29 protein-coding genes, 2 pseudogenes and 2 other annotated features are annotated in these 25,154 nt (G+C 35.4%); of the genes and pseudogenes, 21 read left to right on the plus strand and 10 right to left on the minus strand.

Annotated features, from left to right (window positions below):
• Positions 1 to 16: 16 nt before the first annotated feature.
• Positions 17 to 331, minus strand: a complete 315-nt coding sequence (locus U860_RS0103185) for a 4a-hydroxytetrahydrobiopterin dehydratase (protein WP_025147376.1) — start codon at positions 329 to 331, stop codon at positions 17 to 19.
• The gene (locus U860_RS0103190; RefSeq protein ID WP_025147377.1) at positions 312 to 2,066 is read right to left on the minus strand and encodes an aromatic amino acid hydroxylase; all 1,755 of its coding nucleotides are present in this window, start codon (positions 2,064 to 2,066) and stop codon (positions 312 to 314) included. Before U860_RS0103190 ends, U860_RS0103185 begins: the two co-directional genes overlap by 20 nt.
• 161 nt (positions 2,067 to 2,227) lie before the next feature.
• Positions 2,228 to 2,455: a binding site (T-box leader), on the minus strand.
• Between the two features lie 51 nt (positions 2,456 to 2,506).
• Positions 2,507 to 2,735: a binding site (T-box leader), on the minus strand.
• Between the two features lie 360 nt (positions 2,736 to 3,095).
• Here U860_RS0103190 and U860_RS0103195 point away from each other — a divergent pair.
• On the plus strand, positions 3,096 to 4,334 hold the full coding sequence (locus tag U860_RS0103195) for a PD40 domain-containing protein (RefSeq protein WP_025147378.1): 1,239 nt from the start codon (positions 3,096 to 3,098) through the stop codon (positions 4,332 to 4,334).
• Positions 4,335 to 4,377: 43 nt separating this feature from the next.
• Here U860_RS0103195 and U860_RS0103200 read toward each other — a convergent pair whose 3' ends face one another.
• The gene (locus U860_RS0103200; protein ID WP_002173541.1) at positions 4,378 to 4,500 is read right to left on the minus strand and encodes a DUF4023 domain-containing protein; all 123 of its coding nucleotides are present in this window, start codon (positions 4,498 to 4,500) and stop codon (positions 4,378 to 4,380) included.
• 72 nt (positions 4,501 to 4,572) lie between these two features.
• The gene (locus U860_RS31115) at positions 4,573 to 4,866 is read right to left on the minus strand and encodes a phosphoglycerate mutase (RefSeq protein WP_081806589.1); all 294 of its coding nucleotides are present in this window, start codon (positions 4,864 to 4,866) and stop codon (positions 4,573 to 4,575) included.
• A 214-nt stretch (positions 4,867 to 5,080) separates the two neighbouring features.
• On the opposite strand from U860_RS31115, the gene U860_RS0103210 reads away from it, so the two are divergent.
• From U860_RS0103210 to U860_RS0103220, 3 genes are all read left to right on the plus strand, one after another.
• A complete protein-coding gene (locus U860_RS0103210) occupies positions 5,081 to 5,656 on the plus strand; it encodes a histidine phosphatase family protein (RefSeq protein ID WP_025147380.1) in 576 nt (191 codons plus the stop codon).
• 15 nt (positions 5,657 to 5,671) lie between these two features.
• Positions 5,672 to 6,205, plus strand: a complete 534-nt coding sequence (locus U860_RS0103215) for a hypothetical protein (protein WP_025147381.1) — start codon at positions 5,672 to 5,674, stop codon at positions 6,203 to 6,205.
• Positions 6,206 to 6,468: 263 nt separating this feature from the next.
• Positions 6,469 to 6,969: a DoxX family protein gene (locus U860_RS0103220; RefSeq protein WP_025147382.1), complete on the plus strand. Its 501-nt coding sequence runs from the start codon at positions 6,469 to 6,471 to the stop codon at positions 6,967 to 6,969.
• A 37-nt stretch (positions 6,970 to 7,006) separates the two neighbouring features.
• Here U860_RS0103220 and U860_RS0103225 read toward each other — a convergent pair whose 3' ends face one another.
• The gene (locus U860_RS0103225) at positions 7,007 to 7,891 is read right to left on the minus strand and encodes an alpha/beta hydrolase (protein WP_025147383.1); all 885 of its coding nucleotides are present in this window, start codon (positions 7,889 to 7,891) and stop codon (positions 7,007 to 7,009) included.
• Between the two features lie 15 nt (positions 7,892 to 7,906).
• Positions 7,907 to 8,746 (minus strand): GNAT family N-acetyltransferase, encoded by an 840-nt coding sequence (locus U860_RS0103230; protein WP_025147384.1) that lies wholly within the window; start codon positions 8,744 to 8,746, stop codon positions 7,907 to 7,909.
• 271 nt (positions 8,747 to 9,017) lie between these two features.
• Here U860_RS0103230 and U860_RS0103235 point away from each other — a divergent pair, with 271 nt between their 5' ends.
• Complete coding sequence (locus tag U860_RS0103235; RefSeq protein ID WP_025147385.1) at positions 9,018 to 10,403, plus strand: alkaline phosphatase; 1,386 nt, start codon at positions 9,018 to 9,020, stop codon at positions 10,401 to 10,403.
• A gap of 58 nt (positions 10,404 to 10,461) precedes the next feature.
• Entirely contained in the window at positions 10,462 to 10,929 is a 468-nt protein-coding gene (locus tag U860_RS0103240; protein ID WP_025147386.1) for a hypothetical protein, read from the plus strand.
• A 27-nt stretch (positions 10,930 to 10,956) separates the two neighbouring features.
• Here the strand turns inward: U860_RS0103240 and U860_RS0103245 are convergent, their stop codons facing one another.
• Positions 10,957 to 11,607 carry a GTP pyrophosphokinase family protein gene (locus U860_RS0103245; RefSeq protein WP_025147387.1) on the minus strand — a complete coding sequence of 217 codons (651 nt, stop codon included), beginning with the start codon at positions 11,605 to 11,607 and terminating at the stop codon, positions 10,957 to 10,959.
• Positions 11,608 to 11,930: 323 nt separating this feature from the next.
• Between U860_RS0103245 and rpmG the strand changes: the two are divergent.
• Together rpmG and U860_RS0103250 are read left to right on the plus strand one after the other, a co-directional pair.
• A pseudogene (rpmG, locus tag U860_RS32660) lies at positions 11,931 to 12,061 on the plus strand (50S ribosomal protein L33).
• 119 nt (positions 12,062 to 12,180) lie between these two features.
• A pseudogene (locus U860_RS0103250) lies at positions 12,181 to 12,483 on the plus strand (DUF4901 domain-containing protein); the annotation flags it as partial.
• A 54-nt stretch (positions 12,484 to 12,537) separates the two neighbouring features.
• Here the strand turns inward: U860_RS0103250 and U860_RS0103255 are convergent.
• Entirely contained in the window at positions 12,538 to 12,768 is a 231-nt protein-coding gene (locus U860_RS0103255; RefSeq protein WP_025147389.1) for a hypothetical protein, read from the minus strand.
• 259 nt (positions 12,769 to 13,027) lie between these two features.
• Here U860_RS0103255 and sigK point away from each other — a divergent pair, with 259 nt between their 5' ends.
• Entirely contained in the window at positions 13,028 to 13,741 is a 714-nt protein-coding gene (gene sigK, locus U860_RS0103260) for an RNA polymerase sporulation sigma factor SigK (RefSeq protein ID WP_000051382.1), read from the plus strand.
• 291 nt (positions 13,742 to 14,032) lie between these two features.
• A complete protein-coding gene (locus U860_RS0103265) occupies positions 14,033 to 14,821 on the plus strand; it encodes a phosphatidylserine decarboxylase (RefSeq protein WP_025147390.1) in 789 nt (262 codons plus the stop codon).
• Between the two features lie 153 nt (positions 14,822 to 14,974).
• Here U860_RS0103265 and U860_RS0103270 read toward each other — a convergent pair whose 3' ends face one another.
• Entirely contained in the window at positions 14,975 to 15,130 is a 156-nt protein-coding gene (locus U860_RS0103270; protein WP_000850096.1) for a sporulation histidine kinase inhibitor Sda, read from the minus strand.
• A 246-nt stretch (positions 15,131 to 15,376) separates the two neighbouring features.
• Between U860_RS0103270 and U860_RS0103275 the strand changes: the two genes are divergently transcribed.
• The 8 genes from U860_RS0103275 to U860_RS0103310 all read left to right on the plus strand — a co-directional run bounded on the left by U860_RS0103275 (position 15,377) and on the right by U860_RS0103310 (position 20,509).
• Positions 15,377 to 15,889 (plus strand): YqeG family HAD IIIA-type phosphatase, encoded by a 513-nt coding sequence (locus tag U860_RS0103275; protein ID WP_002173529.1) that lies wholly within the window; start codon positions 15,377 to 15,379, stop codon positions 15,887 to 15,889.
• 3 nt (positions 15,890 to 15,892) lie between these two features.
• Positions 15,893 to 16,999: a ribosome biogenesis GTPase YqeH gene (yqeH, locus tag U860_RS0103280; RefSeq protein WP_002173528.1), complete on the plus strand. Its 1,107-nt coding sequence runs from the start codon at positions 15,893 to 15,895 to the stop codon at positions 16,997 to 16,999.
• 15 nt (positions 17,000 to 17,014) lie between these two features.
• Positions 17,015 to 17,848 (plus strand): shikimate dehydrogenase, encoded by an 834-nt coding sequence (gene aroE, locus U860_RS0103285; RefSeq protein WP_025147391.1) that lies wholly within the window; start codon positions 17,015 to 17,017, stop codon positions 17,846 to 17,848.
• Between the two features lie 4 nt (positions 17,849 to 17,852).
• Positions 17,853 to 18,146, plus strand: a complete 294-nt coding sequence (yhbY, locus tag U860_RS0103290; RefSeq protein WP_000955228.1) for a ribosome assembly RNA-binding protein YhbY — start codon at positions 17,853 to 17,855, stop codon at positions 18,144 to 18,146.
• A 135-nt stretch (positions 18,147 to 18,281) separates the two neighbouring features.
• Positions 18,282 to 18,851 carry a nicotinate-nucleotide adenylyltransferase gene (locus tag U860_RS0103295; RefSeq protein ID WP_025147392.1) on the plus strand — a complete coding sequence of 190 codons (570 nt, stop codon included), beginning with the start codon at positions 18,282 to 18,284 and terminating at the stop codon, positions 18,849 to 18,851.
• Positions 18,841 to 19,410, plus strand: a complete 570-nt coding sequence (yqeK, locus tag U860_RS0103300) for a bis(5'-nucleosyl)-tetraphosphatase (symmetrical) YqeK (protein ID WP_025147393.1) — start codon at positions 18,841 to 18,843, stop codon at positions 19,408 to 19,410. Before U860_RS0103295 ends, yqeK begins: the two co-directional genes overlap by 11 nt.
• Positions 19,407 to 19,763, plus strand: a complete 357-nt coding sequence (gene rsfS, locus U860_RS0103305) for a ribosome silencing factor (RefSeq protein ID WP_025147394.1) — start codon at positions 19,407 to 19,409, stop codon at positions 19,761 to 19,763. The genes yqeK and rsfS overlap by 4 nt, the downstream gene beginning before the upstream one ends.
• On the plus strand, positions 19,760 to 20,509 hold the full coding sequence (locus tag U860_RS0103310; RefSeq protein WP_025147395.1) for a class I SAM-dependent methyltransferase: 750 nt from the start codon (positions 19,760 to 19,762) through the stop codon (positions 20,507 to 20,509). Before rsfS ends, U860_RS0103310 begins: the two co-directional genes overlap by 4 nt.
• A gap of 172 nt (positions 20,510 to 20,681) precedes the next feature.
• Here the strand turns inward: U860_RS0103310 and comER are convergent, their stop codons facing one another.
• Positions 20,682 to 21,509 carry a late competence protein ComER gene (comER, locus tag U860_RS0103315; RefSeq protein WP_025147396.1) on the minus strand — a complete coding sequence of 276 codons (828 nt, stop codon included), beginning with the start codon at positions 21,507 to 21,509 and terminating at the stop codon, positions 20,682 to 20,684.
• A 77-nt stretch (positions 21,510 to 21,586) separates the two neighbouring features.
• Between comER and U860_RS0103320 the strand changes: the two genes are divergently transcribed.
• The 3 genes from U860_RS0103320 to U860_RS0103330 all read left to right on the plus strand — a co-directional run bounded on the left by U860_RS0103320 (position 21,587) and on the right by U860_RS0103330 (position 25,143).
• Complete coding sequence (locus U860_RS0103320; protein ID WP_025147397.1) at positions 21,587 to 22,186, plus strand: helix-hairpin-helix domain-containing protein; 600 nt, start codon at positions 21,587 to 21,589, stop codon at positions 22,184 to 22,186.
• A gap of 63 nt (positions 22,187 to 22,249) precedes the next feature.
• Positions 22,250 to 22,807: a ComE operon protein 2 gene (locus U860_RS0103325; RefSeq protein ID WP_002173519.1), complete on the plus strand. Its 558-nt coding sequence runs from the start codon at positions 22,250 to 22,252 to the stop codon at positions 22,805 to 22,807.
• A 14-nt stretch (positions 22,808 to 22,821) separates the two neighbouring features.
• Positions 22,822 to 25,143 (plus strand): DNA internalization-related competence protein ComEC/Rec2, encoded by a 2,322-nt coding sequence (locus U860_RS0103330; protein ID WP_025147398.1) that lies wholly within the window; start codon positions 22,822 to 22,824, stop codon positions 25,141 to 25,143.
• Positions 25,144 to 25,154 lie beyond the last annotated feature (11 nt).

Raw genomic sequence — 25,154 nt, forward strand, 5'->3', positions numbered from 1 at the left:
AAATGGCTTCTCTTTTTTACTTTCTTATAATTGCTTTTTCGTTTTGTAAAAATAGTTCATCAAATTGCTTCGCAAGCTCAAAATCTAGTTTCGTTAAACCTTTTGCATTCCATGATGACAAAGTAATAATGACTGCTTTATACTGGATAAGGATAAATGGATGGTGATTATGTTCTTCTGATAGTTTGGCGGCTTCAGAGACAAATTCGACTCCTTTTAAGTAGTCGGAAAACATATATTTTCTTTCGATCCATTTTTCATCTTTCACTGTCCATTTATCCAGCTTTGCTAATTCCTCTTGTACTTCTTCATTATTTAATCGTAGCATCATTTTTCACATCCTTTATCTGTAGTAGTGCAAGACCATTGTTAATAAGACGCGTTACAGCTTCGTCAGTTGTGAAGGTAGAAAGTTGTTGTAATAATGCTGCTGATGCTTCATGACCCTTGTTATGTTCTAAAAGCAATTCTAAAATTTCAAGACGAAGCAACCATTCTTTCGGATGAAATTTATTTAATACTTCTTGGATTGCTACTAATTGCTCGACATGCGCGTCGTGTAAAGTACCTTCACCTCGAATATCACGAACCGTTTGATACATACGTTCAAGCTCAGTCAGTACAAGCGGATCAGGAGTTTCTTGTACTTCTTCATCCATTGGGAAAAATGCAGCTGCATCTGCCGCTCCTGGGAATACAGAAGTGATTTGTGAGCCGACAGCCATATCAAATGCTCCCCATGAAGGATCAAATAATAAGCGATCTTTATGAGTAACTGTACAATCTATAAAGGAGATAAGAGCAATCTTTTTATCATTCTTTACAATGTCTGTTACTGTTCCTTTTACATGAATGCCACTTGCAAAAGTAAACTCTGCACTATTTCCAATTGTAATGCATAATGATTGTAATTGTTCTTTTGTACAATTTTCTAATGCAATATCTCCATCTAGTAATCCGATGGGTGTCCCGAATCCATCGCTATGCACAGATGTAGAATGATTTGCTAGCTGTTTATTATGAATTGCTAATGCAGTTGGTGTATTTGTTCTCATATAAATGACTTCACCAGTATCATTTTTAATTGTCTCTGTAAATGTACCTGTAATTTGTAATCCGCTACTTAGCTCAGTTGTAGCATGGTTTTCGGAGCGGATTGCTTTTTCTAATCCTTCTGTGCCACCTGTTTTAAATGCCATCGTTTCAGAGAACTTCTCAAGTGCCTCAGTCAACTCTTCAAATGATTCGCAAACAAATAGCTGTGGCTGCATTTTTGTTACGTCATAAGTTGTACCTGTACAAGCTTCAATTGAGAATGGGACTTTCTTTACAGCATCTGTTAAACAATGCTTACTTTCACCGACAGAGGAAAGGAGACCAGCACCGTAAATTTTCGGGTCATCTATATTACCGATTAAGCCATATTCCACTGTCCACCAGAATAGACGTGAAATTTGTTCTGCTTCTGATAAACCAGAAACTAAGTTTTGTTTTTCGATTACAGCATTTTCAGCAGCTGCAACTTCTTCAGGTGTAGAAGTCGGGCTTTCTTTTACAATCGTTAATGTACGAACAGCTTCGAAAGCTTCATGTTCTTCTTTGGTGGAGAAAGCTTTCGCTCCAATTTGTCCAAATCGTTTCACATATTTTGCATATGTAGGATCAAGTAAAATCGGTGCGTGTCCTGCTGCTTCATGAACGATATCAGGAGCTGGTGTATACTCGATATTTTCTACTTTACGAATATCTGTTGCGATTGGTAGTAATCCGTGCCCCTGAAAATCAAAGAATGCGACGCCGGGAATAAGTCCGTCAATCGTTACGGCGCCCCAGCCGCTTGGTGCTAAACAGTCATTCATTTCTTCTACTTTTGGAATCGCATCTATATTAATACCAGATGATTGTAGTCCATTAACGTATGCTGGATGAGCAACATCTTTTAAGAAGTTATGGTTTTGTTTCATAATGTAACGCCAAACAGCGTGATTCACCGGCGTGTATTGATCATAATGCTGTGTGGATACGAATGGTTTTAAATGTGATGGAATTTTTGTTTTCTTTGTCATTTAGACATCCTCCTTTTTTTCTATAAAAATGAATACCGGTTCGTATAGCTTGTACCACCTCCTTTCAAAATTGTAAGCGCTTATAGAATTTTATCATAAGATTCGGAATTATTTAACAACTGTTTGCGTGAGAAATAGAAAAAGCCCCTATCGGAACATCCGATAGGGGCGAAAGAATCGCGGTACCACCCTATTTGCAAGTGAAAATATACTTACATCTCAACTAATGATAACGGAAAAACTCCGTCTTTTCCTTCATGCATAAAAGCACTACGAAAAAGAAGCTCCAGAATTGTAATTCGTACTTATATATGTGCTAATTTCCACCGACCATTAGCTCTCTGAAACAGGGATATAAGATACTACTGTGATTCTTTCAACGCGTATATATGAAGTTATTTAAAAGGGAAGGACGCAAAAAAGTCCCTATCGGAATATCCGATAGGGACGATAAAAATCGCGGTACCACCCTATTTGTAAACAACTAATTGTTTACCACTTACTTTAAGATAACGGAAAGATCCGTCTTTCTCTTCATGCATAAAAAGCATTACGGGAAAGAAGCTCCAGAATTGTAATTCACACTTGTATATGTACTGATTTGCACCAACCATCAGTTCTCTGAGACAGGGATATAAGTCGCTACTAGTATTCCTTCAAAGCCGATATATAATTCGTTCAACTAAACTATGTTTTGTATTATAAAACTATATTGAAAAGCTTGTCAACAATAATTTTATTACTTTACTTCTAAATCCACGTTTAAATTAGATGTATTTTCAGTTACATCAGTTGCAACAATGAAACTCCCTCTAATAAAAAATGTAATTTTCAGAAAATAAAAATTACATTTCTATCGTTAATTATAAAGACCGATGTTGGCTAAACTATACATTCGACATAATTCATACCAATCCTCTTTGAATTAAAAATTTCTGGGGAAATTTTTGGGGATTATGTCGAATGGCTACAACATGCATATAGCAAGCGGAATGTGAGGGATGCTATAGGGAAAAATAGGGGTGTTATATGAAAAAGTTTATAGTAAGTGGCAGCGTGAGTTTGTTTCTTTTTTTCTGTACAATTTCTATTATTAGCGCAGAAAATAATGGAGTAAAAGTTGCTTTTATTCGTAATCATGATCTTTGGATTAAAGTCGGTGAAAAAGAAAAGCAGATTACAAAAGGAGAGTACATAACAGGGCCGAAATGGTCATATGATGGAGGATGGCTTGCATATGCAAAAGGAAAGAAGCGAAATCATCTTGAACTGTATCGGCTGAAAGATGGAAAGAAAGTTACACCGTTTCAATCAGAAGCATCGAATTATCAATGGTCACCAATAGAGAATGTAATTGCATTTGTATTTGCACGTACATTAAATACGTTTGATGCTGAAAAAAAGAAAGCAGATTTTGAAAATGTATCAGCTGGTGTAGGTGACTATGCATGGTATCCTGATGGTAAGAGGTTTCTTGTATCATCTGAAGCGTATTTGCTTCCAACAGGATGGACAGGAGCTCAGCTATATGAAACGGAAAAGGATGCAAATATGAATCCTCATAAGATGAAACATTTATATGCACTACCGAATGAGCATGATGACTTTTTAGCATTAGTTGCAAGTGGATTTAAGTGGTCACCAGATCAAAAGTGGATTTCGTTTTTAGCAGTACCAACAGCTTCTTTGTCAGCGGATAGTAATACACTTTGTTTAATTCGAGCGGACGGCAGTCGTTTTGAAAAAATAGATCAAATGTTGTTAAATACACAATGGTTTCAATGGTCGCCATCAAAAAATATATTGGCGTATATTGAGGGTAGCGGAAGAGTTGCATTAGAGAATAAACATTTAAAAGTAAAAGAATTACCAGCCCTACAGCAAAATACATTTACTCCAAAAGGATATGTTGATTGGGACTTCACATGGAAGAACGATAAAGTAATTATCGTTTCAAGGGCAAAGGAAGCAGAACTATCGATACATCCGGAAAAAAGGCCACTACCAACTTTATATGAGATAAATAGTACAAGCGATGAACAACATCAAATCACAAATCCACCTTATAATCAAGGTGATTATAATCCTATCTTTATAAAGAAGAGCAACCAATTAATGTGGATACGTTCAAATCGTAAGAAAGCTGATGTATGGCTTGCTCATAGCGATGGGAAATATGAAAAGAAGTGGATTGAAAATATAGATGTACCAGAGTGGTATTATGAGAAATGGAATTGGGAAGATGTCATTTCGGTGAAAGACGAGTAAAAAATCCTGCCTGAAATATAATTTTTAGGCAGGATTTTCAATGTTATTTATGCGTCTTATTTGGCTTTTTTTTCGCAGGGTTTCCATTCCCTTGATGTTTTCTATTTTGTTCATCTTTTGCTTGCTTTTCATGCAATGTATCTAAAAAGTCATTTGAGTTACTCATTTTTATATCTCTCCTTTTTTCATTTCGTCCTAATTACTATAACCATTTAGGAGGAAAATCATGAGATAAAAGTTAAGCACTTAGTTTTCTTCGGTAATATAAGTAAAATATTCCATACGTAATAAATAGCATAAGTAAAACTTGTAACTCTACATTTTCTTTTAAAATAGCCCCGAAAGGGTCTGGCAAGTAAGTGGATTTTTCGCTCGCTCCTAAATCTAACCATTTGTTTAAGAGATTAATGATGCAAAAAATGAAAACACCGGACCAGCTTGCGATAATTGCTTCTTGCTTAATTTTTGCTTCACGTTCATCATCTGTAATCCAAGGATTAGCAGTTTTATCACTATTAAAAAAGCTATTTATGTATCCCTATATGATCATTCCGATAAAGATGATAATCCATTTCATATTTGTGGTCCTTCTCTTCTTGTAAAAAACATTTGACATATATAATTGTAATGTTTTCCAAATATGTATGTCAAATGTTTTTTACATATTACTTTTTCATATAGCAGGAATGAAGAATAAAATAGGGAAGGAATATGTGAGACTATTTTATATTGAGAGGAAGAGGAGTATGAAACTTGTCTTTGTTCGTCATGGTGAAGGTGAACATACAAAGGATTTACCATTAAGTTTGCAAGTGGTGAATCCGCCGTTGACGGGAGTAGGAAAGAAGCAGGCTAAATTGCTTCAGTGCGATGTACCATTACAAGACAGGGATATATTAATCGCTAGTCCTACACTTCGAACACTACAAACTGCGACAATGTGGAGTTCGAATGTTGCTTGTCAAAAAATCGTTCATCCATATATATCCCCACGCATTTTCCCTTATCGTGAATTAGCTAAAACATTGCCGTGTGATCAATTGTTAGATCGAGAGATAATTAGAAATCTATTTCCACATTTTTCGTTAGAAGAAAGTACAAATGAACTGTTATGGAATGAGGGAATCAATATAATCCGAGAGAAGGAATTTCAACAAATAGTAGGTGAGTTTCTGCATTGGTGCTATCAGTTAAAAGCAGAAAAAGTTTGTATCGTTTCGCATGATGGAACAATTACAGCTTATAGACAATATTTACAAAAAGTAGTTTTAACGAGAGATGATTTTTTAGAAGAAACGGGGATATATCAAATTGATTTATAGGGAGGGTGATGTCAAATGAACATTGCACTAGTGGTTGGCTATAACTCTGATTTCGAAGCGCAATCAATTCGAGCAACACTTGAATATTTTGGGGCGAGAGTTGTGACATATTGGATCGGTAGACCGAAAGATTTCATCGATGTTCTTTCCGGAAAGACTTTATATAAAGATATCAATTATGTTGTTTTTTGCTTTCATGGTGATGAAGGGGAATTTGTAATGGAAGAGTTAGGAGAAGATGTGTATGACGAAAATGAACCGAGAGGATACTTTGGTGCAGCAGAAATTAAGGGATATGCAAAATTGCATAATATCCATATTGTAAATAGTGGTTGTACGTTAGGAGAACAAAAACTAGCAGAAGTATTTTTACAAAATGGTGCAAAATCGTATATTGGATCGATAGATTATGTGGATGGAAATGCAGCACTTATGTTTACAATTCGCTTATTTTACGGGCTTATTAATCATAAAAAAACATTAGAAGATGCTTTTCAAGAAGCAAGATTAATTGATGAGAAGACCCGTACATTTCGATTATACGAATAGTCTAAAACGTGTTTATTCGAATATAGAATGAACACGTTTCACATTTAGCACACAGTTTTTTTATACTTTTTCAGTGAAAATGATTATCAACTGTGGTATGATATGTTCAAGTTTTTACAGGTAATAAAAGTTACTATATAAACGTTAGTTTTGGATGTTTTATTCGGATGTCACAAATTATTCATAATTAACATTATAAAAATAAGCAACTAATGATATTATATTATCCGTAACTAACTTAATTACAACTTTAGGAGGAAGATATGGTTATTCAATTTTTAAGAGAAAACAAAGCAGTTTCTTTTGTATTAGCGATAATCCGAGTATATCTTGGGTACACATGGCTAATGGCTGGAATCGGTAAACTACAAGGAAAAGGATTCGATGCAACTGGTTATCTACAAGGTGCAATTGAAAAATCTAAAGGAGCACAACCGGCGGTTCAATCTTGGTGGGCATCATTCTTACAAGAATTTGCAATTCCAAATGTAGATCTGTTTAATACACTTGTAACGTGGGGAGAAATTTTAGTCGGAATTGGTTTAATTGTAGGATGTTTAACAAAAACAGCGGTCTTTTTCGGCCTTGTAATGAACTTTTCCTATATGTTTAGTGGGTCAATTGGTGTGAACCCTGAAATGGTTATCTTATCAATGTTCGTTCTTGTTTCTGGTATGAATGCAGGAAAACTTGGAATCGATGGTTTCGTTATACCGAAAGTATTAGGATCAAAAACTCAAAAACGCCAAAAGCAAGCTGCTTAATATATGAAAACAGGTATCTCAAAAATGAGATACCTGTTTATTTTTCAGCACTTATAGGATTTTTCTCAAAGAAATCTTGTACATACCCTACAAATTCTTGTGGTTCTTGACGAAATGGTGCGTGGTAACCTTTTTCTATAATATGAAAAGTGCTATTTTTTAAGAATTGATGATAAGTTTCTCCTTCTTTCCAAGAAACACTACTATCATTTCTTCCCCATATAATTAAAGTTGGTTGTTTTATTTCATTTGCATTGATTTGAAGACGCCTAGGCCACAATTTCATTTTGTTATAATGTTCTTCATCATTACGTTTAAATTTTACTTTGCTCTCATCATAGTCTGCAACAGAAGAAACTGTACTTAAATCCGTCGACAATTGTGGTTTAGGAGAGCCTTGTTTATTTACTAATGAGTGAGGGCCACCTGTAGCGTCGGTTAAAATAAGATGGGTAACCGCATCAGGATATAAATATGTTAAATTAAGAGAAATTTCTCCGCCCATGGAATGACCGAGTATTGCGAATGTCTCATAACCTAGTTTTTTCATTAACTTATAATATAAGTTCGCATGAGTTGGAAAGGAATAATAAAAGTCCATCGGTTTAGATGAACGCCCAAACCCTAAAGCATCCACGGAAATAATTGTATGATCTTTTGCTAAATCAGAATAAATCTTTTGGAATCCATCTGATGATCCACCGAATCCATGAATCATAAGTAAAGGTGGTTTCTTGCTGCCAATTTGCTTAAAGTAAATAGTTTGACCATCTATTTCAATCATTTTTTCTTCTGTAGTTAATTTCGCAGTAATTGTATTTTTCACTTGTTTTACTTGTTCTACGGGCTTTTCTGCGGCACTACATCCTACTAATAATGCAAGAGTCAGACAGCCCGCCATAAGATAGGTAAGTTGCTTCAATTAGTTGTCCCCTTTCTAGCATAACGCTGCATCTATCATAGCAAATAGCATATTACGATTTCCAGGAAGTTGATTACTGTTCTTTATCATAAGAGGTGAAAGAAGTGTTTCATGGAAATTTTCAGTTTGAAGAAATTTGCGGAATGTGAATTGTGAATGCGGAACATCAATGCGTATTGTTCCATTCCATGATTTACAAATTATTTCTAATAATTGAATAGAGTATTCTTCTTTTTTTGAGATAAGTGGAGTAATACATAGTACATTTCCTTTTTGTATGCATAAAGCAAAAGCATCAATTTCATTATCCCGTTCAATTTTAAATGAGTAAGTTGCTCTTGATAGTAGCGATGAATAAATCTTAGAACGATGTGCACCAGTCGCAGTTTGATCAAGAGAAATTAGAGATTGAAGATCAGTTTGCTGAATTTGTTTTATGGGAACGGAATTTGTATTTATGTAAGTTGCTTGTTTTTCGAAACGATAAATTGTTGTTATTGATTGAAATCCATATGATTGATATAAAGGTTCACCAGCTTTTGTTGCAATGAGCATAATAGGAAGCGGTGAGTGAGCTAGTTTTAAGCTGTTGTTTAGCAAGATACGGCCAATGCCTTGTCTTTGAAAATCAGGATGTACGATTAACATGCCGATAGAAGAAAATCCAGGGTCGAATGAAAACACCCCTCCAGATGCAATAAGTTTATTCTCATGTACATAGCCAAAAATTGTGCCAATTGAAAGGTACATATGGAATTGTTCTTTCATAAAACTTTCGTACTGTAACCACCCGACTGATTCACAAAGAGAGAGTAAATCTGGAATGGAAGATTCGTTTAGTTTTATTGTTTTCATAAAGGTTCACCAAGTTTCTATTTTATTTTTAAAAATAGAGTTGATATTGTTACGAAATGTAAAGTAAGAGGTTTACGTTAAAAGAAATCTAATTTGTTTATATTTAGTTTGTAAAGGGCGCTATGATTGATATGAAAGGACACAGTTATACAAATTATAACTTATATTTACATAAGTTAACAAAAAATTTACATATAACTAATTTTCTCTTAACAGTCTTCTATTAAATTTGATAGTGGGAAATGAATAACCTAATTAGGGGGACAAAAAAGTGAAAAAGTTCGTAAAAAAAGCATGGCCATTTGCGGTTGTGGCGTCATTGGCAATTACTTCTGTAGCGACGTGGAATTTCACACGCACAGACAGTGTGAAAGCGGATGGGAAAGATAGCGATCAAAAGATTAAAAATGTCATTGTATTAATTGGGGATGGTATGGGGCCTTCATATATGACAGCTCATCGCTACATGAAAGACAATCCCAAAACATTTGAAATGGAATCTACAGAATTTGATAAACATCTTGTAGGAACACAAAAAACATATCCAGAAGATGAACATGAAAATATTACAGACTCTGCATCGGCAGCAACTGCGATGTCAGCAGGTATAAAAACATATAATGCAGCTATTGCAGTAGATAATGATAAAGCTGAAGTGAAAACAGTGTTGGAGCAAGCGAAAGAAAAAGGGAAGTCAACGGGATTAGTTGCAACTTCTGAAATTACGCATGCAACACCAGCTGCATTCGGTGCACATGATATTAGTCGTAAAAATATGGACGCAATTGCAAATGATTACTTTGATGAGAAAATTAAAGGTAAGCATAAAATAGATGTTATGCTTGGCGGTGGCGTAAATAACTTTGTTAGAAAAGACCGCAATCTTACAGAAGAATTCAAGAAGTCTGGTTATAGTTATGTAACAGATCGTAATCAATTATTAAATGATAAAAGCGATCAAGTTCTTGGCTTATTTGCACCGGGTGGTTTAGATAAAATGATTGATCGTAATGAAAAAACACCTTCATTAGAAGAGATGACAAATGCAGCGATTGAGCGCTTGAACAAAAATAAAAACGGTTTCTTCTTAATGGTCGAAGGTAGTCAAATTGATTGGGCTGGACATGATAATGATATTGTCGGTGCAATGAGTGAAATGGAAGACTTCGAAAAAGCGTTTAAAGCAGCAATTGAGTTTGCGAAAAAAGATAAGAACACATTAGTTGTTGCAACTGCAGACCATTCTACTGGAGGATTGTCTTTAGGTGCGAATGGTGAGTATAACTTTAAAGTAGAGCCGATTAAAGCTGCGAAACGTACACCAGACTTTATGGCAAATGAGATTGCAAAAGGTGCAAATGTAGAAGAAACATTGAAAAAGTATATTGATCTACAATTAACACCAGAAGAAATTAAAGCTGTAAATGATATAGCTCCATCAAAAGATGTAACAAAGATTGATAATGCAATTGAAGATATCTTCAATAAGCGTTCGGTTACAGGCTGGACAACGGGTGGACATACAGGTGAAGATGTGAACGTGTATGCATTTGGACCAGGTAAATACTTATTCTCTGGCGTTCAAGAGAATACAAATATAGCTAAACGTGTCTTTGATATTGTTGGCGGTGGCGATCCGAATAAAGGAAGACGCTAATTATAAACGAAAATGGGGCATTTTTGCCTCATTTTTTCTTTTTAGGAAGGGTGAAAAGATGAGAGGTTTTACGGGGAAATTAGGAGTCGCTATGCTAATCGGGCTATTGTTAGTTGGTTGTCAATCTAAAGAGGAGCATGTAGAAAAGAAAACAGTCGCTAAGAAGATGGAAGAACAAGTGCATATAACGAAAGAAGAAGAGGGCTCTATTCAAGGGGTTATTGAAGCATTTGTACGAACGACGAATGAAAAAAACTTCACTGAGCATATGGCATTATTTTCAAAAAAAATGCTAGGTGCGGAAGACTTAAAAACACAAAAGGAAGCGGCATTTCAAAAGGGAAATAAGAAAATTGAATTAGAGCATATGAATATGAAAGCTCTTAAAGAGGGACTTGTTATTGTTGAAACAGAGGAAAAAGAAGTAGACGGGGGAGTTGCTTTGCAGAAGAAAGTACAGTATGCACTTGGAAAAGAAGATGAAGGATGGAAAATTGAAGAGGTTCGTACGACAGAAAAGAAATAAAAAAGGTTCTCATAGGAGAGAACCTTTTTAAAGTGGTAATAAAATTTGATTTGAACATGCTTCAATGTCATCAATATCTTGACGGATTGTCGCCATTTTATTATCGAGATCTTCAGCTTTCATAGCAGCATCGTGCAGTTCATCCTTCAAATAATCAGGTATGTTTCCTTCATATTTGTAGTAAAGTTTATGTTCTAAACTTGCCCAAAAGTCCATCGCAAGTGTACGTAATTGAATTTCTGCAAAGACATCTTTCGTACCAGAATTTAGTGCTAATGGATATTTTATTATCATGTGTAAACTTTTATAGCCATTTTGTTTTGGATTAGCAATATAATCTTTTACTTCTACAATCTTCATATCTTCGCGCTTCTCAATAACCTCTTTTAAATGATAAATATCTTCTACAAAGCAACATGTAATACGGATGCCGATAATATCTTGTAATTGTGTTTGAGCATTTTCAACTGTTGGTGATAAGTTTTTACGCTCAAGCTTCCTAATAATACTTTCGGGTTGTTTAAGTCTTGTTTTTATATGTTCAAACGGGTTGTAGTCTTCTAAAAATTGAGCTTCCCGGTTCATAATTTCAAATTTAGTTTTTAACTCTTCTAAAGCGAATGTATAAGGTAATACAAAGGCTTTCCAGTAGTTAACTGTTGATTGGTTATATTCCATTTATATACACACCTTTTCTTATTTACAAGTGAAGTTGTTATTATACTAAACACCAAATCATGTAGGCGCAAGCAGCAAATGATGAAATCATAAAGCGATATTTAGTTTTCATATTTTCAACTCCTTTCAAATGAAATTTTATATATGAATAAACGCGATTGTTAGTAAGTTCGCTATGTACAAGTCTTATAGTAATAGATTCATGTGAAATTCGTATGAACTAATTGTTTCAGTTTTTTGTCTTTTTCATAATCGGCAATTTGAAATAGAACTATATATTAAATGAATCATAATAATTACGTTTTATTTGTAATCGTGGATAAATGAGAGGGGAAATACACGTACGTGTAAATATTACATTGGCTTGTACAGAATGTAGTGATTGGAATTATATTTCTAAGAAAAATAAACGAAACAACTCAGAGCGCGTCGAACTAAAAAATATTGTCCATGATTAAAGCGAGTGACACTACATCGTGAAATGAAGTAAAAGATTAGATATATCTCTAGTTTTATTTTAGTTAATTAAATCCTTTTCTGGAATTTTGTTATAATTAACTTAGTTTATAACTTATGATCAACATCAATGCAGAAAATGGTGCTGTGATGTACTACTCAGGAGAATCTAGCAACATTATAAAAGAATTGCGCACATATGAAACAACACCAAAAGTAACAAAAGAAAAAGCGTTAGAAATATACAAAGAGGCCATCCGAGTTAAATTAGAATGGTATATAGATAATGATGCAGAGGAAACGGTATATCAATTACTGTATAAACAAACGACGGATGAAAATCATAAAGAACCCTTCGATTGTAGTCGAGAAATTCGTTATATTGATGCCCACACGGGGGAAAAGATTTGGAGTAAATAAGTCTTTAAATAGGGAAAAAGGTCTTCGAGAGAAGACCTTTTTTAGAAAGAACGATTATTCTTCGTATGTATCAATTTTGTATAACCACTTCTGTACACTAGTAGGTGGCCCTTCTGTTCTCCACTTTGTTGTACACATTCCGCAAGAACAGTGAACTTTTCCTTTTGCAAAAATACCGGCAATTTCAGGAGTATATCCCCATGCGTGTTTTGCAATATTCGTTTTTCGGCGCATTGTACGTTGACGTTGATGTCTTGTATAAGCACGTGTTCTTTCAAATTTCATATTTGTAATCCCTCCTTGTAGTACAAGTAGCTTGTAAGAGCGTACAAGGAGTTCATCTCTTACAAGCTACTTATGAACAAGAGGGTAATGAAATGTTTCATATTCCACTCTCCAATCTTTTGTTTAAGTATACGTAGCGAAGCTTTGTGAGACAAATAGTATGCTTAAAAAACATATTGGAATGATATCGTACAGACACAAACAGCCTCACGCCCACATACACATAGTAAAGACCACTATTTTGGCGGAGGTGAAGGGTTTGAGTCTATTCGCCGCAATTGGATATATGGTTCGAGAAGTGTTTGTATTTGTTTCTTATGTGAAGAACAATGCGTTCCCGCAGCCGTTATCATCAGATGATGAGAGAAAGTACTTAGAGTTAATGGAGCAAGGTGATGCTCAAGCAAGAAATCTTTTAATTGAACATAATTTACGGCTTGTAGCTCATATTGTTAAAAAATTTGAAAACACCGGTGAAGATGCAGAAGATTTAATTTCAATTGGTACAATTGGGCTTATTAAAGCGATCGAAAGCTATTCAGCAGGGAAAGGAACAAAGCTTGCAACTTATGCAGCACGCTGTATTGAAAATGAAATTTTGATGCATTTACGTGTACTGAAGAAAACGAAAAAAGATGTCTCACTTCATGATCCGATCGGGCAAGATAAAGAGGGGAATGAAATATCACTTATTGATATATTAAAATCAGAATCTGAAGATGTAATTGATATGATTCAGTTAAGTATGGAGTTAGAGAAGATTAAAGAGTATATCGATATTTTAGATGAGCGAGAGAAAGAAGTGATTGTGAAGCGTTTTGGGCTTGGGCTTGATAAGGAGAAAACACAAAGGGAGATTGCGAAGGCGCTTGGTATTTCAAGGAGCTATGTATCACGAATTGAAAAGCGTGCTTTAATGAAAATGTTCCATGAATTTGTGCGAGCTGAGAAAGAGAAGAAAGCAAAAGAATAATGTACATTGTAGGCAGCTACACTTTAAAAGTGGCTGCTTTTCTTTCGGAAAAAAGGAAAGAAAACGAGCCACTCTAAGAAGAAATACATGTTCACTGTTGAAAATGACGAGTTCTATCTGTAATATTAGAAGGTGCTAACCAATTTAAGAATAAAAATTATACTTAGTTTTTCTTTGGGTATAACGAGGCGGCTCCATTCTATATGTGGGAATAAGAACCAATTTTACATATGATATAGAAAGAAAAGAAGGGGAAACTAAAGTTACAGACTGATTAGGAGGTTTCGCAATTTGCGACGTACATTATATCGACTTATGATCGAACTTACAAATGGTCGTTTTACTTCTTATATATTACGTAAATTTGCACAATCTCGTTTAAGCTCTATCATTATTCCATCGTATGCGAAAGTTTTTCAAATCAATCAAGATGAGATGGAAAAGGGTTTGAAGGAATATCGAACATTGCATGATTTATTTACACGTAGGCTAAAAGAAGGAAAACGTAGTATTGATACAGACGCATCGAGTATCATTAGTCCTGTTGATGGTGTTTTTGCTGATCAAGGTCCTATTGAGGATACAAAAACATTCGATATTAAAGGCAAACGTTATTCAATAGTGGATATGCTAGGTAATGAAGAGCGTGCAAAACGATATGCAGGCGGTACATATATGGTAATTTATTTGAGTCCAAGTCATTATCATCGTATTCATAGTCCACTTTCAGGCTCTGTGACTGAAAGATTTGTACTCGGTAGAAAATCATATCCAGTAAATGCAGCCGGTATGGAATATGGAAAAGAACCGTTGTCGAAAAATTATCGCTCTGTTACAGAAGTAAATAGTGAAGGCGAACATATGGCGCTTGTAAAAGTAGGGGCAATGTTTGTAAATAGTATTGAGCTTCTTCATGAAAGAAGTACTGTTCAAAAAGGCGAAGAGATGGCATACTTTACATTTGGTTCAACAGTTGTTTTATTGTTTGAAAAAGATATGATTGAAGTAATGAAGGAATTGACAAGTGGACAAGAGCTTCGTCTTGGTGAAAAAATTGCAACTCGATTATCTCATAAGTAAAGAAAAGATTTTATTATAAACTTGTGAAGGCTCTAATTAAGAAATATGGACAAAGGTGCTTAATGAAGAAATCCCCTAGATGGGAGTACTTGTTTATTCGAGAGCCATCGTAGGATGGCTCTTTTTACAGGTCAATCAGTAATCTATATGTACTCAAGAAGATTTGACAAGCTTGTCCTTTAATGAGCGTCTAATAATTTCTTGTTTTATAAGTAAAATGAAGTCGGGATTTAATTTTAGCTCTTTTGCTTTATAATAAGACTCAGTGAGTAACTCAGTAGATAACTGTTCCATATGTTTTGTTTTCAAGGTGAGTCACCTCCTAATAATATAAGGATTGATTCGTTGTTGCATTTAATGTACCAAAAAAATATGACAGTCACAAACAAGGGGTTATCCACATACCTCAGTGGATAAAATGTGTATAGAATGTTAGTAAATTCCAAATTAACTGAAAAATTAACGTAGAAAGTGTGTACAAGTTTATCCACAGGTTATCTATCGAAAAATGTTGTCGAAAAATTTTATGAAAAATCCTCAAAGAGGTGAAAGAAATTGAAGTTATTTTTACCAAATGAATATGTGAAAAATGTATATCATGTTCAACCAGAAGATTTGAAGAAACGTGGAATTAAAGGGGTTATTACTGATTTAGATAACACTTTAATTGAATGGGATCGTCCAAACGCAACACCACAGCTTGAAGAGTGGTTTTTGAAAATGAAAGAAAATGACATTCAAGTAACGGTCGTTTCAAATAATAACGAGCAACGCGTTAAAGATTTCGCTGATCCATTAGGTATTCCATTTATTCATAGTGCGCGTAAACCGCTTGTTCGCGCATTTAAGCGTGCGATACAAGAGATGCATTTACAGCCAGATGAAGTTGTAGTAATTGGAGATCAGTTACTAACGGATGTGCTCGGTGGAAATCGAGTGGGACTTCATACAATTTTAGTTGTGCCAGTAGCGCAAACGGACGGATTGGTGACGCGCTTTAATCGAAAAATCGAACGAAGAATTATGAGAAACATGAAGAAAAAAGGCTTAATTAACTGGGAGGAATAAAGTTTGACTGAAACAATTAAATGTATTGGTTGCGGTGTAGAAATTCAAACAGAAAATAAAAATGAGGTAGGATATGCTCCTGCATCGTCTTTAGAGAAAGAACAAGTAATTTGCCAACGCTGTTTTCGTTTGAAACATTATAACGAAATTCAAGATGTATCTTTAACAGATGATGATTTCCTTCGCATTTTGAACGGAATTGGACAATCAGACGCATTAGTGGTCAAAATCGTAGATATTTTCGATTTCAATGGTAGCTGGCTACCGGGCTTACATCGTTTTGTAGGAAATAATAAGGTATTACTTGTTGGGAATAAGGCTGACTTAATTCCAAAGTCAGTTAAGCATGATAAAGTAAAACATTGGATGCGCTATAGTGCAAAGCAACTTGGTTTAAAACCAGAAGATGTCTTTTTAATTAGTGCAGCTAAAGGGCAAGGAATCGCGGAACTTGCTGAGGCAATTGAGTATTACCGCGGAGGCAAAGACGTTTATGTTGTCGGATGTACGAATGTTGGTAAATCAACATTTATTAATCGTATGATTAAAGAGTTTAGTGATGAAACTGAGAATGTAATTACAACATCTCATTTTCCAGGAACAACACTTGATTTAATTGATATTCCATTAGATGAAGCATCATCTCTATATGATACACCGGGTATTATTAATCATCATCAAATGGCCCATTATGTTGGGAAGCAAAGCTTAAAGCTTATTACACCGACTACAGAGATTAAGCCAATGGTATTCCAATTAAATGAGGAACAAACATTATTCTTTGGCGGATTAGCACGATTTGATTATGTAAGTGGAGGCCGTCGTGCATTCACTTGTCATTTCTCAAACCGTTTAACAATCCATCGCACAAAGCTCGAAAAGGCTGATGAATTGTACGAAAGACATGCTGGGGAATTATTGAATCCACCGACACCAGAAGAATTAGAAAATATGCCTGAGTTTGTCAAATATGAATTTAATATTCGTGAACCGAAAACGGACGTTGTATTCTCTGGATTGGGCTGGGTTACTGTAAATGAATCAGGAGCGAAAATTGTTGCTCATGTACCAAAAGGAGTAAGTGTTTCATTACGTAAATCTTTAATTTAATATGGAGAGGGATTTATGAAACAATTATATGGTGTAATCGGAAATCCAATTGGACATTCATTATCACCCGTTATGCATAACGATGCATTTGAACACTTGAATATGGATGCCCACTATCATGCGTTTCTTGTAAAAGAAGAAACGTTAGGGGAAGCAGTAAAAGGTTTAAAAGCATTAGGAATTTCAGGGTTTAATGTAACAACTCCGCACAAAGTTGCAATTATGGAGTATCTAGATGAAGTTGCCCCGCTAGCAGAGCAAATCGGTGCAGTAAATACGGTCGTTCATCGAGAAGGAAAATTGATTGGGTATAATACGGATGGAATTGGTTTTGTTCGTGCCTTACAGTCAATTAGTAAAGATCCGCTTCAAGAGAAACGTATTTTATTAATCGGTGCAGGCGGTGCTAGTCGAGCTATTTACTTTTCACTTGCAGATGTAGGTGTGAAAGCAATTGATATTGCTAATCGTACTGTAGATAAGGCGGAAGATCTTATCGCTGGATGCATGGGAAATGTTAATTCACATGCTCTATCGCTAGAACGCGCAGCGGAAGTTCAAGGGGAATATGATATTATCATTCAAACAACAACGATAGGCATGCATCCGCATGTTGAGTATGCACCGCTAGAAATTCGTTCGTTGAAACAAGGAACGATTGTTTCTGATATTATTTATAATCCATTTGAGACGAAAATTTTAGGCGATGCGAAAGCACAAGGTGCAACAATTCAAAATGGAATCGATATGTTCGTTTATCAAGGTGCACTTGCATTTGAAATGTGGACAGGTCGTGTGCCGAATATTGATAGAATGAAACAATTAGTAATGAGAAAGCTTGGAGGCTAATTATATGTTAACAGGAAAACAAAAAAGATTTTTACGTGCGCAGGCACATCATTTAACACCGATTTTTCAAGTTGGAAAAGGTGGCGTAAATGAAAATATGGTGAAACAAATTGGAGAAGCGTTAGAAGTTCGTGAACTATTTAAAGTGAGCGTGTTACAAAACTGTGAATTTGATCGCCGTGAAGTTGCAGAAGAGCTTGCACAAGGTGCACGTGCTGAAATCGTTCAAGTAATTGGAAGCACAATTGTTTTATACAAAGAATCAAGAGAAAATAAGCAAATTAAGCTTCCGCGATAAAAGGTATAAGTGAGTTGTTTCGTAATTGACGCTTGATATGTAGAGAGCGAAACCAATTGGACTTTTATTAACAGTAGACTCTCTTCGAATGTTTATGGGGAGAGTTGCTGTATGTAAAAGGAAGGAGCGTTTCTTTTGAGAAAAATTGGCATTATTGGCGGCACATTTGATCCACCTCATAATGGGCATTTGTTAATTGCGAATGAAGTGTATCATGCGCTAAATTTGGAAGAGGTATGGTTTTTGCCAAACCAAATTCCGCCGCACAAACAAGGCCGTAACATTACGAGTGTGAACAACCGATTAAACATGCTGCAAATGGCGACTGAAGAAGAAGCATACTTTTCAATTTGTTTAGAAGAGCTAAACAGAGAAGGCCCATCTTATACGTATGACACAATGTTACAATTAACAAAGAAGTATCCGGATGTACAGTTTCACTTTATTATTGGCGGAGACATGGTTGAGTATTTACCGAAATGGTATAACATTGAGGAGTTACTCAAGCTTGTAACTTTTGTTGGAGTTGCAAGACCAGGTTATACATTGCACACGCCTTATGATATCGTAAAAGTGGAAATTCCAGAGTTTGCAGTTTCTTCCTCTTTGTTGCGTGAGAGATACATGGAGAAGAAAACGTGCAAATATTTACTTCCTGAAAAAGTACAGGTATATATCGAGAGGAATGGGTTGTATGAATCGTGAAAAAGCACTTAAAATTGTCAAACAACAAATGCATGAAAAACGTTATATACACACGATTGGTGTAATGGAAACAGCGATTGAACTTGCTCGGTTATATGGTGTAGATGAGAAAAAGGCAGAGATAGCTGCTATATTTCACGATTATGCAAAATGTAGAGCGATTCCAGAAATGGAAGGGATTATTAAGAGAGAAGCTTTGCCGAAGGATCTACTTCACTATAACAAAGAGTTATGGCATGCACCTGTTGGGGCATACTTAGTAGAAAAAGAAGTGGGCATTACTGATCCTGAAATTCTACAAGCTATTACATATCATACAAGTGGTCATGAAAAAATGACAATGTTAGATAAAGTTATTTATGTAGCAGATTACATTGAACCAGGTCGTAAATTTCCTGGTGTGGAAGAAGCGAGAAAACTCGCATATAAAGATATAAATCAAGCTTTATTGTTTGCTTTAAAGCGAACAATTCAATTTTTAATGGAAAAAGATCAAATGATTTATCCATTAACATTCCAAACATACAACGCAGTTATCAAGGAGGAAATTACTAAATGAAAGATAAAGAGTTATTAGTATTAGCAGCAAAAGCAGCTGATGATAAGAGAGCAGAAGATATGGTTGTACTAAATATGCAAGGAATTTCACCAATTGCTGACTATTTTATTATTTGTCACGGGAATTCAGACAAGCAAGTGCAAGCAATTGCACGTGAAATTAAGTCGAAGGCACATGAGTTGAAAATTGATGTTCAACGTATGGAAGGTTTTGATGAAGCACGTTGGGTTTTAGTAGACCTTGGTGATGTAGTTGCACATGTATTCCATAAAGATGAGCGTGATCACTACAATTTAGAGCGTCTATGGGGCGATGTGCCGCGTGAAGATATCGCAGATGAGTTAGATCAATGAAATACGAACAATTTGCATTGCTGTATGACGAACTGATGAATGATGTCCCTTATGATAAATGGGTGGAATTCACAGAAGAAAGTTTGCAACAGGCATCTATGAAAGAGGCAAAAATTCTTGACGTAGCATGTGGAACTGGTAACGTAACACTTCCGCTTGTGCGAAAAGGTTATGATTTAATCGGTGTAGATCTTTCGGAAGAAATGTTAACTGTCGCGCAGCAGAAATTGGGGGGAGAAGGTTACTTTATTCCTTTTTACCAACAGGACATGAGAGAGCTCGATGTTCCTGGTGAATTTGATTGTGTGACAATCTTTTGTGACTCATTAAACTATGTATTGCAAGAAGATGGAGTGCAAGAAACATTTAGAAGAGTTTTCCACCATTTACGTCAGGATGGCTTGTTTTTATTCGATGTACACTCTTTATATAAAATACATCACGTATTTCAAAATGAAACATATACAGTGAATGGCGAAGAAATATCACTTATTTGGAACTGCTTCCCTGGAGAAGAATCAGATAGTGTGGAACATGATTTGACATTCTTTGTACAAGATTCAGAAGAAGATGTGTATCATCGTTTTGACGAATGTCACGTGCAGCGTGCATATTCGGTTGAAGTGTTAACGAAATGGCTTGAAGAATCTGGGTTTACGGTGCTTCGCGTCACAGGTGATTTTGAACGAATTGAAGTGACGGAACAAACAGAGCGCATCTTTTTTATGGCGAAGAAGAATGGATAAAACAAAAGCAACCGATAAGGTTGCTTTTGTTTTATAGAAAAGATGTAGTTTTAGTTCTAGAAAAATAAAAAGATGAAATGTGTAAAGTGTAAAAATGCTAGCTTTAGTGAAAATGTAGTATGAAAAAGATACGTATTAATAAAAAGGATTTGGAATTACGATGGCGTATTTATTATGTGTGTTTATTGAATTGCTGCTCAACGCACTTTAAATCTTCATCAAATTTCTCATGTGTCCGTTCAATTAATTTATGGAACATATCCCCGACGTGCTCTTCTAAAATACGAATACCTTCTCCTGTAACACCGCCTTTGACACATACCTTTTCTTGTAATGTGGGTAATGTAAAAATCTCTTTTTCAAGTAATTTCCCCATTCCAATGACCATTTCACTTACTAAAGTAGTGGCTTCTTCATGTGTAATATTTGTTTTATCTACAGTAGCGTTAATGAAACATTGTAATAAATAACTAAAAAAAGCAGGGCCACAGCTTGCTATATCAGATGAAACGCGCGTTATATTTTCTTCTATAACAAGGGGAGTAGAAATGTTTTTGAATAGATGAAGTAGTTTTTGCTGCCATTCTTCAGAGCAGTTATTTCCAAAGGTAAAAAGTGATGCGCCGGATAAGGCGCGGTTTGTGATGCTTGGAATGATACGTGCGACATGGCAAGGTACAAGTGTTTCTAATTGTGCTGGAGATATTGGACTTGTGATAGAAACTAAGCACTTTTCATCAGAGAAATGTTCAGCGTATTTTTGTAGGATAGGATATATATCTATCGGTTTTACGCAAATGAAAATAAGCTGCGATTGTTCGATTACCTCTTGGATTGTTTTGGCTATATGAACAGAAGGGTATTTTTCTTTTATATGATATGCTTTGGCAGGCGTCCGATTAATAATAGTAAGGCACGAAGGTTTGACAGCACGGGTTTCTAAAAATGCATCGATTAGTATATTCCCCATGTTCCCTGTCCCTATAATTCCTATATTCAATGTTTCATCCCTCCTTCGTAACAGCGTTCTCCTAAACAATATGAATGATGTTATAAATTTATGATTAGAGGTGTAAAATGATGTGGGATTTTCCGAAAAAATGGTTGGGATTAGTAGTTATTATTGGCACTGTGATATTCCTTTTTTTCTGGAAAACGAACCAGCATACAGAACAATCACTCATTACAATGGATGTTCAAGCGAAAGATGTGGAGAAAAAAAGCAAACCGAAAGTATCGGATACAAAGGAACAGAAGAAAATAATTATAATTGATGTAAAAGGAGCGGTTTTTAAAGAGGGTGTGTATGAAATGAAGGAAGGGGACCGGGTGAAGGACGCGGTTGAAAAAGCTGGTGGTTTGTTGCCAGATGCAGATATGAAGAAAGTGAATTTGGCACAAATGGTCCAAGACCAAATGATTCTTTATGTTCCTAACAAAAATGAACTAGTGCAAGAAGGAGCTGCTTTTTCAAAAAGCGAGGGTAAAGTGCAAATAAATACAGCTTCTAAAGAGCAACTGGAAAAAATAACGGGGATTGGCTCTCGGAAGGCGGAAAGTATTTTGAAATATCGAGAAGAACACGGCCCGTTTCGGAAAATAGAAGATTTATTGGAGATTGATGGGATTGGAACGAAGTCTCTTGAAAAAATAAAAGATCAAATAATTATTCCATAAAAGATTGACGAAGTTTTTCCTCTTTCGCTACACTACAAGTAGACAAAAAAGTAGGTGAAAAATATGGAACGAATTTCATGGGATCAATATTTTATGACGCAAAGCCATCTGTTATCTTTGCGTAGTACGTGTACAAGACTTGCGGTAGGAGCGACGATCGTTCGTGATAAACGAATTATAGCTGGTGGATATAACGGTTCAATTAAAGGTGGTGTACATTGTATAGACGATGGTTGTTACGTCATTGATAATCATTGTGTTCGTACAATTCATGCTGAAATGAATGCTTTATTGCAATGTGCGAAGTTTGGTGTAAAAACAGAGGAAGCAGAAATATACGTTACGCATTTCCCTTGTCTACAATGTTGCAAGGCGATTATTCAAAGTGGTATTACAGCAGTTTATTATGCACAGGATTATAAAAATCATCCGTATGCTATAGAGTTATTTGAACAAGCAAATGTGACAGTGAAGCACGTTCCGCTAGAATATGACATTGCATCGCTAGAGGAACAAGAACGTCATTTGCAGCTAAAGGAACTGTTTGCATCTTTAGAAAAAGATAACTTGTCAATGGAAGAATTACAGCGTGTATTCACTGAAGCAAAAATGATGCTATAAGGGGTGGATATGAGTTGCAGGGACAATGGGGCTATGTTGCAATCTCGTTTATAATGGGGATTGCAATTGCCTTTTCCTCGTCGTATTTGTTGAATGCTTGTTGTTTCGTTTGTTATGTTTTATTTTGTTTATATCGTACTTCGCGTAAAACCTTCATTTTTTGTATGTTAGCGTGTTTTAGTGGCGCTATGTACACCACGTATGTTCAGAGTCAAAACAAGTCGCTAGGAGAGCCCTATGAAGTTACACAAGGGGTTATACAAAATACACCTCTTATTAATGGGGATCGCCTTTCTTTTCAAATTGAAGATCAAAATAAAAATATAGTGCAGTTAAACTATAAAATTCAATCTGCTTCGGAAAAGAAGCAATTGCAACGCTTATATGCAGGAATATCATGTGAATTTAAAGGGAAGGTGAAAGAACCACAAACTGCTCGGAATTTTCATGCTTTTGATTATCGTAATTATTTGTATCAGCAAAAGATACATTTTATATTCGATGTGACATACATTTCTGAATGTCAAAAAACATCGTTGTCACTCGTACAATGGATTTCCCTTCTCAGGCAGCAAGCAATCTCAAAAGTTACAGAAATGTTTCCAGAACAATCAGGTGCGTTTATGAATGCATTATTATTTGGAGATCGACAACAAATGACGTTTGAAGTAGAAGAGCAATATCAACAATTTGGTCTTATACATTTGTTGGCAATTTCAGGATCACATATCGTATTATTAATGGTTATGATGTATTTTGTTTTACTAAGAAGTGGTGTGACGAAGGAGGTAGCAACAGTATGCCTTATAGTTTGTATTCCTCTGTATATGATCATAGCGGGGGCGTCGCCATCTGTTGTGAGGGCTTCTATAACAGGAGTTTTATTATTGGTAGCTTTCATATGTTCTGTTCGCTTATCTAGCCTAGATGCCCTAAGTATAACAGCCATATGTATGCTTATACACAACCCGTATCTTGTTTTTAATATTGGATTCCAATTCTCATTTGTAGGTAGTTTTGCATTATTACTATCTGCGCCGATATTATTAGGGCGTAGTAATGGGGTAGTTCGGAATTCTATTTATATTTCTATAATTTCACAGCTCGCTAGTACCCCGATCTTGTTATATCATTTTGGTTATTTTTCTCCTTATAGTATTTTCCTCAATCTTATATATGTTCCTTTTCTATCCATCGTTGTATTACCGTGTAGCATTTTTATTTTTATATGTATGCCAATCATTCCGTTTTTCGCAAAAGGAATTGCATATGCACTTTCAATATGTTTAACCATTTCTAATGATTTTCTAAGTTACTGTGAAAGTTTCCCTTTTATCCGACTTACTTTTGGTCAAACTCCTTTATTTCTTGTAGCTATATATTGTTTTAGTGTTGTTAGTATATTTGTGATCTGGGAAAGAGTAATAATGAAAAAAATTTTGGTCATAGTTGTGGGTGTATTTCTTCTTATTAGTATTTGTCATTATGTATCTCCATATTTTCGCGCAAGTGGGAGTGTTACATTTCTTGATGTTGGTCAGGGAGATGCAATATTAATTCGTCTCCCATACGATAAAGGGGTCTACCTTATTGATACAGGTGGAGCGCTTCATGTCAAGAAGGAAGCGTGGCAAGAAAAAAAGCATGAATTTTCTGTTGGGCATGATATTCTTGTTCCTTTTTTACAAAAGGAAGGTATAAAAACAATTGATAAATTAATTGTAACGCATGGAGATGCGGATCATATAGGTGATGCACAGGATTTATTATCTTCTATTACTGTAAAAGAAGTTGTATTTGGGAGAAAGGAGCAAGATGCTGTATTAGAAAAAGTGTTGAAGAAACAGGCATTAGAAAAGAGAGTGAAGATAAGTGTAGTAGGAGAAGGTGAGAGTTGGAGGATAAATGAAGCGGAATTTTTCGTATTATCTCCAAAGGGGAAAGAAAAAGGCGAAAATGACTCCTCGATTGTAATCTGGGCGAAATTAGGAGGACTAACGTGGCTATTTACGGGTGATTTAGAAGAAGCAGGAGAAAAGGTTATAGTATCGACATATCCTGAGTTGCGGGCAAATGTTTTAAAAGTCGCCCATCATGGGAGTAAAACATCGTCTGTAGATCCCTTTTTAAGCCTTGTACAGCCTAGTGTGGCGATTATTTCTGTGGGAGAACGTAATAGGTATGGGCACCCGCATAAGGAAGTTATAGAGCGTTTTAAGAAGATAGGTACTGAAATATGGCGCACGGATAAGCAAGGTGCTATTTCCTATGTTTTTAATGGAGAAAAAGGAACCTTTCAAAGTAAAATCACATATGATGAAACACATAATAGATGAAAAAAAGAAGA

Origin of the sequence: Bacillus sp. H1a, from assembly GCF_000633475.1 — a bacterium.
In the GTDB taxonomy this organism is placed as follows: domain Bacteria; phylum Bacillota; class Bacilli; order Bacillales; family Bacillaceae_G; genus Bacillus_A; species Bacillus_A paramycoides.

Coding starts and splice junctions, on each gene's coding strand:
- U860_RS0103185 (WP_025147376.1), bottom strand. CDS start 331: ATGATGCTACGATTAAATAATGAAGAAGTACAAGAGGAATTAGCAAAG.
- U860_RS0103190 (WP_025147377.1), bottom strand. CDS start 2,066: ATGACAAAGAAAACAAAAATTCCATCACATTTAAAACCATTCGTATCC.
- U860_RS0103195 (WP_025147378.1), top strand. CDS start 3,096: ATGAAAAAGTTTATAGTAAGTGGCAGCGTGAGTTTGTTTCTTTTTTTC.
- U860_RS0103200 (WP_002173541.1), bottom strand. CDS start 4,500: ATGAGTAACTCAAATGACTTTTTAGATACATTGCATGAAAAGCAAGCA.
- U860_RS0103210 (WP_025147380.1), top strand. CDS start 5,081: ATGAAACTTGTCTTTGTTCGTCATGGTGAAGGTGAACATACAAAGGAT.
- U860_RS0103215 (WP_025147381.1), top strand. CDS start 5,672: ATGAACATTGCACTAGTGGTTGGCTATAACTCTGATTTCGAAGCGCAA.
- U860_RS0103220 (WP_025147382.1), top strand. CDS start 6,469: ATGGTTATTCAATTTTTAAGAGAAAACAAAGCAGTTTCTTTTGTATTA.
- U860_RS0103230 (WP_025147384.1), bottom strand. CDS start 8,746: ATGAAAACAATAAAACTAAACGAATCTTCCATTCCAGATTTACTCTCT.
- U860_RS0103240 (WP_025147386.1), top strand. CDS start 10,462: ATGAGAGGTTTTACGGGGAAATTAGGAGTCGCTATGCTAATCGGGCTA.
- U860_RS0103245 (WP_025147387.1), bottom strand. CDS start 11,607: ATGGAATATAACCAATCAACAGTTAACTACTGGAAAGCCTTTGTATTA.
- U860_RS0103255 (WP_025147389.1), bottom strand. CDS start 12,768: ATGAAATTTGAAAGAACACGTGCTTATACAAGACATCAACGTCAACGT.
- aroE (WP_025147391.1), top strand. CDS start 17,015: ATGAAACAATTATATGGTGTAATCGGAAATCCAATTGGACATTCATTA.
- yhbY (WP_000955228.1), top strand. CDS start 17,853: ATGTTAACAGGAAAACAAAAAAGATTTTTACGTGCGCAGGCACATCAT.
- yqeK (WP_025147393.1), top strand. CDS start 18,841: ATGAATCGTGAAAAAGCACTTAAAATTGTCAAACAACAAATGCATGAA.
- rsfS (WP_025147394.1), top strand. CDS start 19,407: ATGAAAGATAAAGAGTTATTAGTATTAGCAGCAAAAGCAGCTGATGAT.
- U860_RS0103310 (WP_025147395.1), top strand. CDS start 19,760: ATGAAATACGAACAATTTGCATTGCTGTATGACGAACTGATGAATGAT.
- U860_RS0103320 (WP_025147397.1), top strand. CDS start 21,587: ATGATGTGGGATTTTCCGAAAAAATGGTTGGGATTAGTAGTTATTATT.
- U860_RS0103325 (WP_002173519.1), top strand. CDS start 22,250: ATGGAACGAATTTCATGGGATCAATATTTTATGACGCAAAGCCATCTG.